Source organism: Pelagicoccus sp. SDUM812003 (assembly GCF_031127815.1).
Lineage (GTDB): Bacteria > Verrucomicrobiota > Verrucomicrobiia > Opitutales > Opitutaceae > Pelagicoccus.
On the sequence record NZ_JARXHY010000002.1, the window covers coordinates 246,672 to 256,551 of the forward strand.

Below are 9,880 nucleotides of genomic sequence, written 5' to 3' on the forward strand. Positions count from 1 at the left end.
TAAAAAGCAGTAGGCCTCGCTTCGGGGTTAGCATCCGCGTGTCTAGTTTAAATCAGCGCTCGGGAGCAAAAGGACCGAACTCAAATCAATCGCGATCCTCTTCGTCGTCGTGATCGTCATCATGCTCTTCGTCATGATCATCGTCATCATGATCGTCGTGCTCGTCATCCGGATGCATGAACTTCGGCTTGCGCTTGTTCGCCGGTAGTGGAGAAACCATTACATTGATGTTTCGTCCCACGAGCCTGGGCTGATTGTCCGCATGTCCCATGGTTTCGAGATCCGCGATGGCGCGCTTCATGGTTTCGAACCCGATCTCGGTGTGAGACATCTCGCGGCCACGGAAAGAGAGCGTGAGCTTAAGCTTGTTGCCCTTGGAGAGGAACTGCTCCGCACGACGCAGTTTCGTCTCGTAGTCGTGCTGCTCCACGCGAGGACGGAACTTGACCTCCTTGGTCTTGCTGGAAGTGCCCTTGCTATCCTTGGACTTTTTCTGCTGCTCGTAGACATACTTGCCGAAGTCCATGATGCGACAGACGGGAGGACGGGCTTGAGCCGCCACTTCCACCAGGTCCAAGCCAGCGCCTTGCGCGATCTCCAAAGCCGCCTTTGTATCCATTATTCCGAACTGCTTACCATCCGGTCCTACGACTCGAATCTTCGGTACCCGTATTCGTTGATTGCGGCGTATAGCAGCGAACGGATCTTGTTTTCTTTGGGGTCTACGTCTACCTCGTGGCTTTGGCATTCAGAATTTTCTTCGATTAAAACAAATAAGAATCTGAATCTAATCAGACCTTTCAAGCGCATTATCAACACTATTTACGGATAAACGCTTGAAAACCAATCATCAAAAGGGCGTTTCGGACTTTGGGCGCGACACCGTGCTCAAACGCTGAAACTCTCGCCGCAGGAGCAACTGGAGGTCGCGTTCGGATTGCTGAACTTGAATCCGCCCGAGATGAGAGCGTTGGAGTAATCCAGCTGCGTGCCTTTCAAATACAGAGCGCTTTTACTATCCACAATCACCCCCACGCCTCCGAAGTCGACTAGGATATCCCCTTTTCGGGCAGCGGATTCGAAGCGCATCTTGTAGGAAAGACCATTGCAGCCGCCACCGGAGATGCCCACTCGCAGAAACTGCTTATCGGACTCGCGCTCCAGCAAGGAAGCCACTTTCTTCACCGCATCGTCGCTGAGCTTGATCAGACGATCATCCCCACGTCTCACCCCTTCGGGCAACTCTACTGCTGTTCCCATAGACACGTAACAAGTATCGAACGATCCTCGCCCGAAATCAAGCAGAGCGTGCGAGCGATTCACATCCTGCCTGGCAAACGCCTCGCCTACAATCGAATAGCGAGCTCTATCGCCTTCGATGTGCTGCCCGGGCTCGCGATCCCCTTGCCGGCGATTCCGAAACCGGTGCCATGGTCCGGACTAACCCTCAGGTGCGGCAATCCTAGCGTCACGTTCACGCCGCTGTCGAAATCCACCGCCTTGAAGGGAGCCAATCCCTGATCGTGATAGGTCGCCACCACCACATCGGCCTCTCCTTTCATAGCCCGAGCGAAGGCCGTGTCGCCCGGCACGCAGCCTTCGATACTCCCGGTCAAACGAGCTCGCAAGGCATCCAGCCATGGATTGAGTCGCTCCTTCTCCTCCGACCCAAGCAAGCCGTCCTCGCCAGCGTGCGGATTGAGCCCACAGACGATCACTCTCGGCTCCATGCGACCGAGTCGCTTCCCCAGCATGTGGGCAGCCTCTACCGCTCGCTCGAAGACCGGACGCGTCAAAGCCTCCGGCACCTCGGCCAAAGGGATGTGCCAAGTAGCGAGGCACAGGGCTAGGCGTTCACCCACGAAGGCCATAGTCGGCTCGCCGCCCCAACGATAGGCGAAAAACTCGGTCTGACCGGGAAACTCGTACCCGACCTCGGCGCAGAGCGATTTGGCGATCGGGCCAGTCACTACCGCGTCGCAACGCCCTTCCAAGCAGGATCGAGCCGCCGCTTCCATGGCAGCCATGGCGACCTTGGCACCTTTGGGATTCGGTTGGCCAGCTTCGAAAACCTGTTCGCTCAGGCTTTCCCCACTCACCGCGAGATCGGAGCGTCGAACGATGCTGTCGATCCAGTTTCCCGGGCCGAACAGGACGAACTCCGCGCCTTCGTAGCGATTTTCCACCAAGCAGCGCTCGATGAGCTCCGGTCCAAGCCCGGAGGGATCGCCACAGGTGATCGCGATGCGTTTGCGGCCCATACGCGCTTAGTCCTTGGCCCGCCCCGGGCGGGAAAAGCCCCGTTTTCCGCTGGCGAAAAACTCCAGAAAAGTCCTCAGCTCGGGACTCGGATCCCCTGCTTCCGCCAGCAACTCCTCCGCCTTCTGCCGAAGGTTTCCCGAGTGGGCGAAAACGGACTTGTACGCCTGCTGCAGCTGGCGAATCGCCTCGCGGGCCACGCCTCGACGACGCAGCCCCACCACGTTCAAACCGAACAGCGCGCTGCGCTCCGCAAGCATGGTGAAAGGCGCCACATCCATAGTGATCGCGGACAAACCGCCAACCATGCATCCCTGACCGATGCGACAAAACTGATGACTGGCGGCGCTGCCGCCGAAAAACGAGAAGTCACCCACCGTCACGTGCCCGGCCAGCAACACCCCGTTTGCGAGAACCACCTTGTTTCCCAACTGGCAGTCGTGCCCTAGGTGGGAGTTAGCCATCAAAAAACAGTCCGAACCCACCGTGGTCGCCCCATTCTCCTTCGTGGCTCGGTTGATCGTCACCCCCTCGCGCAATGTAGTTCCATCGCCGATACGAACAAACGTCCTCCTGCTCGGGTCGAATCCTAGATCCTGCGGCAGTCCAGCCACCACCGCCGCGTTGCCGATCGTAACTCGATGGCCGATACGCGCCCCGTCCTTGATAACCGCGTGCGATTCCACCTTCACTCCATCGCCGATCTCCACATCCGCCTCGATGACCGCGAACGGTCCGATCTCGGCCTGCTGGCCGATCTTTGCTTCCGACGAAACGACAGCGCTTGGGTGTATCATAGCGGGCGGTTTATAGCGTGCCCGCATCGCGGGCCAAGTCCAATGTTCAAGCGGAAGGAATCAGCTGCAGGGCCTGCAGTCGGGTCAGCACCAGACGAAAGGCGCTGGTGAAGCGCTTAGGCGTGTATTCCACCCGCTCAAGCAGGTTCGGGACGTTCATCCACTCTCCAATTTCGATCTCATCGTGATTGAGTCGAAACGGTCCGCTGCCGGTCACGCGATAGACATTGATGAACTCCTGTCCCGTCTCCTCGCTCGGCAGGAGCTTAAACAAGAGCTCCAGCTCCTGCTTCGGCTGGTAGCCAAGCTCTTCCTCCAGTTCCCTCAGCGCCGCCTCCAAGTAGTCCTCTCCGCTATCCACATGCCCGGAGCATGAGGAATCCCACGCCCCCGGCCAAGTGTCCTTGGTCTTGCAGCGCTTCTGCATGAAGATTTCCCCTTCCTTGTTGAAGACCAGAACGTGCACGGCTCGATGGCGAAGCTTCTTGGCATGGGCCTCGGAACGAGGGGCTTGGCCGACTACCCGGTCGTTTTCATCAACGATGTCGAAAATATCTTCTTGCATGGTGTGAGCGATGGAGAAATCTGAGTGCCTCTGGCTCCAAAAATGGAGCAGAGCCTCCCCCGCACTACGAGAAAAAATTTGTAAAAACCCGCTATGGCCAAAGTTTCCGTCGAACTGATTCACGAAGTCCTCTCCAGCAACGAGCTCGAGCCAGAGGTCATCCAAAAAGTGCTGAAACAAATCGAGGAACAGGCCGCCGCCGAAGCGGAGGCGGAAAAAGCCAACCGCGAGCCGCCGGTCAAGAAGCAGTTCGTGATGATCGTCTCCGACCCGCGCGGCACCCTGCCAGACGAAGACTACGTCGGCTGGGTGGCCCAAATCCCTGAGGACGACAACGTCGGCACCACTCTGGAGAAACTGATCCGAGCGTCCTACGAATACAACATCTCCAAAAAGGGTCGCAAGTACCCGGTCAAGTCCATCGGCGAAGCCTGCGAGGCCGTCGGAGCCCGTTTCCTCAAGGAGCAGGGCATCGCTATCAAAACCAAGATCCCGGTCACCGTCCTGAAGACCGACAACAAGATTCCGGAAATCGAGAGCGACTTCTAACCGCCCTCGGAGGCAGACTGGCCCGCCAGGATTCGCGAGGTCGCCCTACGGGCCGAAGAAGGCCTACGCTTGAACAGGTTCACGTGTATCCACCTACCGGACACGAAACCTTGGCGCAATCACGCGCCAAACGATCCGGAAGCGCAACCATAGGCCCCGCGAACTCGTCTAGAAAAACTGACACAACAAAGCCGGACCTCCGCTTGTCTTCACGCCCATTTCACGCAACAGTGATGGACCGTCCGCGCTAAGTCGCCGAGCCTTGCAAACGCCAACCCTAACCGATTCGAAGCCCATGATCAGCAACCAGGCCACCACGGAAATCAAGACGCCCTACACAGTGAATCTGGCGGATGGAGATCCAGAAGCGAAACGCGAAGAAATCCGCCGCTACTTCCACCAAACCTACGACGCCTACGAAGCCCTGTTCGAGCCGATGGTGGACAAGAAAGCGTTCACCACCCGGGCCGATCCCTTGCGGCACCCACTGATCTTCTATTACGGCCACACCGCCACGTTTTTCATGAACAAGCTGGTGCTGGCGAAACTGGTCGACAGAATCAATCCTCAGTTCGAATCCACCTTCGCCATCGGAGTGGACGAAATGTCCTGGGACGACTTGAATGAAGCGCACTACGAATGGCCCGACCCCGACGCCGTGCGCGACTATCGCCAAAAGGTGCGCGAAACCATCGACCAACTCATTTCCAAGCTCCCCATCACGCTGCCGATCAGCTGGGAGAGCCCGTTCTGGCCCATCCTCATGGGCATCGAGCACGAGCGAATCCACCTCGAGACCAGCTCTGTGCTGATCCGCCAACTGCCGCTGGAAATGCTCGATGGCGCCCATCCGCTTTGGAAGGTATGCGAGAAGGACAACCCGCCTCCGTCGAACGAGCTGATCACGGTGCCCGGGGGAAAGGTCTCACTCGGAAAAAACCGCAACGACCCCTACTACGGGTGGGACAACGAGTACGGCGCTCACACCCAGGAGATCAAGGACTTCGCCGCTTCCAAGTATCTCGTATCCAATCGTGAATACATGGAATTCATCGACGACGGCGGCTATGCGACGCAGCGCTACTGGACCGATGAAGGCTGGAACTGGGTGACCTACGAAAAAGCGACCTGCCCTCGGTTCTGGCGACCCCAGCCCGACGGCAGCTACAAGCTTCGTACCATGCTCAAGGAAATCGACATGCCTTGGTCATGGCCCGCGGAAACCAACTACCTCGAAGCGAAAGCGTTTTGCAATTGGAAGGCTGAAAAGACCGGCCAACCGGTCCGTCTCCCGACAGAGGAGGAATGGTATCGACTATTCGACTACACGGAACTTCCTGACGCTCCAAGCTGGAACAAGGCGCCTGGAAACATAAACCTCGAAGGCCCAGCCTCCTCCGTGCCTGTGGACACCCACGCCTTCAAACACGGCTTTCACGACATCGTCGGAAACGTATGGCAGCACACCGAAACTCCGATCCGCGGCTTCGCCGGTTTCGAGGTCCATCCGCTCTACGACGACTTCTCCACGCCTACTTTCGACACGAAACACAACCTGATCAAAGGCGGCTCGTGGATCTCCACCGGAAACGAATGCCTGAAGGCCTCGCGCTACGCGTTTCGCCGGCATTTCTACCAACATGCCGGTTTCCGCTACATCGTCAGCGACGCTCCAGTGGAAATACCGGACGACTCTTGGGAAACCGATCCAGAAGTGATTCCGTATTGCGAATTCAATTACGGAAAGGACTATTTCGGCGTGGCCAACTATCCTGAACGCCTTGCCCAGATCTGTCTCGATCTCGCGTCAGATCGCCGACGGGAATCCGCCTTGGCGCTTGGCTGCAAGACAGGACGTTCCGCCTTCGAGCTCGCGGCGGGATTTCAGAACGTGACTGGCATGGACTTCACCGCCCGCATGATCCGCATCGGCGTGCAAATGAAGGACAAAGGCTACACTCAGTACGTGCTGCCCGAGGAAGGCGAGATCGTTTCCTTCCATCAAGCGAACCTGCAGGAGCTCGGCCTGGATGGAACACGCCAAAAGGTGGACTTCATGCAGGGCGACCCGTCGAACCTGAAGGACATCTACAAGGGCTACGATCTCATCCTTTTGGATACGGTTTTAGAGCGCACCTACAATCCCGAGAAATTCCTGGCCTCGGCCCATCAGCGGCTCAATCCAGGAGGACTGCTGGTCATTTCCTCTACCTACGACTGGCGGAGCGAGGTCACCGAAAAGGACAACTGGCTCGGCGGCTTCAAGGTGGATGGCGAGAACGTCACCAGCCTGGACTCTCTCGAGCGCGTTCTCGGGCCTGCCTTCAAGCGGATCGGCGAACCGCGCGACGTGGAATACGCGCTACGCAAGACCGCTCGCACCTTCGAGCACAACGTGACTCAAGTCACCGTTTGGGAGAAGAAGTAGCCGGAGCACAGACTACGCGAAGAGCTTCGAGGACGAACCCCAAACGGTTCGTCCTTTTTCGCGACCTCATCCCGCCCAACTCGCGAGCGCCCCGACGAAACGAATACAAAAAGCGGGCTCCGAATCGAATCGAAGCCCGCCGAAAATGGTTTCAGTTGGTTGAACGGTTTCGCCCGCTCACGAGGGGCGAAAGCCGCCTCTAACCAAGCCAGAAGCTGAAGTAGAGATAGAGGCCAACCACCAGGAACGCAATGATCGCCGTAAGCGTCTTGTTGCCGGCATCCCAGCTCGACTTGATCTCTTCCGCATCCTTGCCCTTGATCATCTCGCCATAGGTGAGAGCCGCCTTTTCAGCTGGCGGTGGTTCCGTCATGAACGAGGCTACGATGACGATGACAATGCTCAACGCGAAGAGTACGCCTGTGGCGTAGAGGAAGTTGAAATCGCCAATCGCGGCGAGGAATGCGGGATCGCTGAATTTCGCATCGCTCGCCCCAAAGAAGGTCTGGATGGTCAGCTTGAGCATGCCGAGTCCGAATCCGGCACCCAGTCCCCAGGCCGCGCCGTGGGCGTTGATCCGCTTCCAGAAGAGACCGAGTAGGAAGACCGCGGTGATCGGGGGCGCCAGGTAGCCCTGCACGCTCTGCAGGTACTGGTAGAGTCCACCGCCCGCGACAAGCTTCATGACCGGGATCCAAAGCATGCCGGCGCCAACGACCACGGTAGTCGCCACACGACCGGCGAACACGTAGTGCGCTGGAGGCATTCCCGGACGCATCTTCTCATAGATGTCCACCGTGAAGAGGGAGGCGCTTGAGTTGAACAGGGAAGCCAAGGAGCTCATCAGAGCCGCCAGCATGCTGGCTACGATCAAGCCGCGGATGCCCACCGGAAGCAGTGAAGATACGAGGGTCGGGAAAACCATGTCCCCATCGATGACCGATTCGCCCGTGGGAAGAATCTTAGACGGGATGGTGATGACACCCTCCTGATGGAGGGCCCAGCCGATCAGACCTGGGATGAGGAAGATCAGTACAGGAGTCACCTTGAGCAAACCGCCGAACAGAGCGCCCTTTCGCGCTTGCTTGAGGTTGGCCGCAGTCAGCGTACGCTGCACGATGTATTGGTCGGTACACCAGTACCAGACACCGATGATCGGGGAAGCGATAAGCACGCCGAGCCATGGGAAATCGGGATCGGAAAGCGGACGCCACAGTGCGAATTGCTCGGAGTTGGCGCTCGCCATCTCAACCAGATGGCCCCAGCCGCCGAGCTTGCTCAAGCCGTAGAAGGTGATCAGACAGGATCCGAAAATGAGGATGATGGCCTGCGGAGCGGAGGTGTAGAGCACCGCTTTCATACCGCCGAAAACGGTGTAGAGACCGGTCAGGATCACCGTCATGAACGCTCCCACCCAGAAGGCCGCTTCCGGCGAGCCGAAAGTGTCGGGCATCAGAACCTGGAAAACCAAGGCTCCGGCGTAAACAGTGACGCTGACCTTGGTGAAAATGTAAGCCACCAAGGATACCAAAGAGAGCAGCAAGCGCGACTTGGAGCTAAAACGCTTCTCCAGGAACTCCGGGATCGTGTAAACGCCGGACTTGTAATAGAACGGGACGAACACGTACGCCAGCAGGATCATCACCCAGGCGTGCAACTCCCAGTGCGCCATCGCCATACCGGTGGAGGCCCCTTGGCCCGCCAGACCGACGATGTGCTCTGAACCGATGTTCGAGGTGAAGATCGAGGCGCCGATGGCGAAGAAGCCAGCGTTGCGCCCCGCGAGAAAGTAGTCGGTCGTATCCTTCTGGTTTCGCCCAGACCACCAGGCGATCAGCCCGATCCCGACGAAGTACAGGGCGATCACCGCCCAGTCCATTAGTTCTAAGGTACTTTGCATTAGATTAATCCGTTTAGATTATTTCGCGCTGAACTTGTAGATCGTCGTCGTATCGTAGACGTCGTCCGGCGTGAGGAGGGTTGTTGGGAAATTCGGCTGATTCGGAGTGTCTGGATAGTGCTGCGTTTCCAAGCAAAAGGCGCCGCGATAGTCATAGGTCTTGCCCGACTTGCCGGTGAGCGATCCGTCTTGGAAGTTGCCGCTGTAGAGCTGAATGCCAGGCTCTTCGGTCAATACATCCATAACGCGGCCGGTGTTAGGCTCGTATACTGTGGCAGCCAAAGCCATGTCGCCATCCTGATTGTCCAGGACCCAGTTGTGATCGTATCCAAGTCCGAAGGACAACTGCTCGTTCTCGTCTCCGATGCGTTCCGCGAGGGTGTGCGGCGTGGTGAAGTCGAACGGCGTGCCGGCCACCGGACGAAGCTCGCCGGTCGGGATGAGCCCCTTGTTGACCGGCGTGAACTTGCTGGCGTAGATGGTGAACTCGTGATCCAGGATGGAGCCCTCGCCTTCGCCCTTCAGATTGAAATAGGCGTGATTGGTGAGGTTTACGTGAGTCTTCTCGTCAGTGGTCGCATGGTAGTGAATCTTCAGCGAGTCGTCATCCTGCAGCCAATAGGTCACGGTGATGTCCAAGTTTCCTGGATACCCTTCCTCGCCATCCTCGCTGAGGTAGGAAAGCTTGAGGCCTTCGATGCCGTTCTCCACCACTGGCTCAGCGTCCCAAACGACCTTGTTGTACCCTACGATGCCGCCATGCAAGTGGGCGGGCATGTCGCCGGGCTCGTCATTGGTCGCCAGCTCGTAGGTGGTCCCATCGATCTCGAATTCGCCCGCAGCGATACGGTTCCCATAGCGACCGATCAGAGCTCCCTGGAACGAGGCGTCCGCTTCGTACTCGGCCAAGGTGTTGAATCCTTGCACCACGTCCTCGTAGTTTCCGTCCCGATCCGGAGCGGTCAAACGAACGATGATTCCGCCGTAGTTGATGATATCCACTTCCATTCCATTGGCGTTGTCCAATGTGTAGAGAGTGACTTCCTTGCCGGATTCGGTGGTGCCAAAGTCGGTTTGTTTCACAACGTCACCTTCCTTTGCGCAGCCAGCTCCCATGACAAGCGCCCCGGTCAGGGCGGCCACGTAGAGCGACGTTTTCAATGATGAACCATGCAGTCTCATAAGCTTCTATTAGGGTTTTATTGGGTATAATTCTGAATGCGATCTAGGCCGTGAAATCCATCACGCAGCTAACGCTGAGATAGCGTCGGCGCGACGGCGGTCGTTTTCGAACTTCGGAACTACTGACTCTCCTGCCACAAGTTTCTCCACAGCCAGCGAACACCGCCTCTTCCATACATCGGGAAGGGTCGGCGAAGGGA

At 57.7% G+C, this 9,880-nt stretch carries 9 protein-coding genes; 2 read left to right on the forward strand and 7 right to left on the reverse strand.

Annotation, left to right across the window (positions count from 1 at the left end; translation table 11 throughout):
• Positions 1–85: 85 nt before the first annotated feature.
• The 5 genes from infC to QEH54_RS03305 all read right to left on the reverse strand — a co-directional run bounded on the left by infC (position 86) and on the right by QEH54_RS03305 (position 3,621).
• Positions 86–748, reverse strand: coding sequence for a translation initiation factor IF-3 (gene infC, locus QEH54_RS03285; RefSeq protein WP_309017193.1), 663 nt, complete (start codon positions 746–748; stop codon positions 86–88).
• Positions 749–888: 140 nt separating this feature from the next.
• Entirely contained in the window at positions 889–1,260 is a 372-nt protein-coding gene (locus QEH54_RS03290) for an iron-sulfur cluster assembly accessory protein (protein WP_309017194.1), read from the reverse strand.
• An 86-nt stretch (positions 1,261–1,346) separates the two neighbouring features.
• On the reverse strand, positions 1,347–2,261 hold the full coding sequence (gene pdxA / locus QEH54_RS03295; protein ID WP_309017195.1) for a 4-hydroxythreonine-4-phosphate dehydrogenase PdxA: 915 nt from the start codon (positions 2,259–2,261) through the stop codon (positions 1,347–1,349).
• Positions 2,262–2,267: 6 nt separating this feature from the next.
• Entirely contained in the window at positions 2,268–3,056 is a 789-nt protein-coding gene (gene lpxA, locus QEH54_RS03300; protein WP_309017196.1) for an acyl-ACP--UDP-N-acetylglucosamine O-acyltransferase, read from the reverse strand.
• Positions 3,057–3,102: 46 nt separating this feature from the next.
• Positions 3,103–3,621, reverse strand: a complete 519-nt coding sequence (locus tag QEH54_RS03305; protein ID WP_309017197.1) for an NUDIX domain-containing protein — start codon at positions 3,619–3,621, stop codon at positions 3,103–3,105.
• Between the two features lie 93 nt (positions 3,622–3,714).
• On the opposite strand from QEH54_RS03305, the gene QEH54_RS03310 reads away from it, so the two are divergent.
• Entirely contained in the window at positions 3,715–4,170 is a 456-nt protein-coding gene (locus QEH54_RS03310) for a hypothetical protein (RefSeq protein WP_309017198.1), read from the forward strand.
• A 295-nt stretch (positions 4,171–4,465) separates the two neighbouring features.
• Complete coding sequence (ovoA, locus tag QEH54_RS03315; protein WP_309017199.1) at positions 4,466–6,598, forward strand: 5-histidylcysteine sulfoxide synthase; 2,133 nt, start codon at positions 4,466–4,468, stop codon at positions 6,596–6,598.
• Positions 6,599–6,797: 199 nt separating this feature from the next.
• On the opposite strand, the gene QEH54_RS03320 is transcribed toward ovoA, so the two are convergent.
• Positions 6,798–8,498 (reverse strand): sodium:solute symporter, encoded by a 1,701-nt coding sequence (locus tag QEH54_RS03320; RefSeq protein ID WP_309017200.1) that lies wholly within the window; start codon positions 8,496–8,498, stop codon positions 6,798–6,800.
• Positions 8,499–8,516: 18 nt separating this feature from the next.
• Positions 8,517–9,680, reverse strand: a complete 1,164-nt coding sequence (locus QEH54_RS03325) for an aldose epimerase family protein (RefSeq protein ID WP_309017201.1) — start codon at positions 9,678–9,680, stop codon at positions 8,517–8,519.
• Between the last annotated feature and the right edge of the window lie 200 nt (positions 9,681–9,880).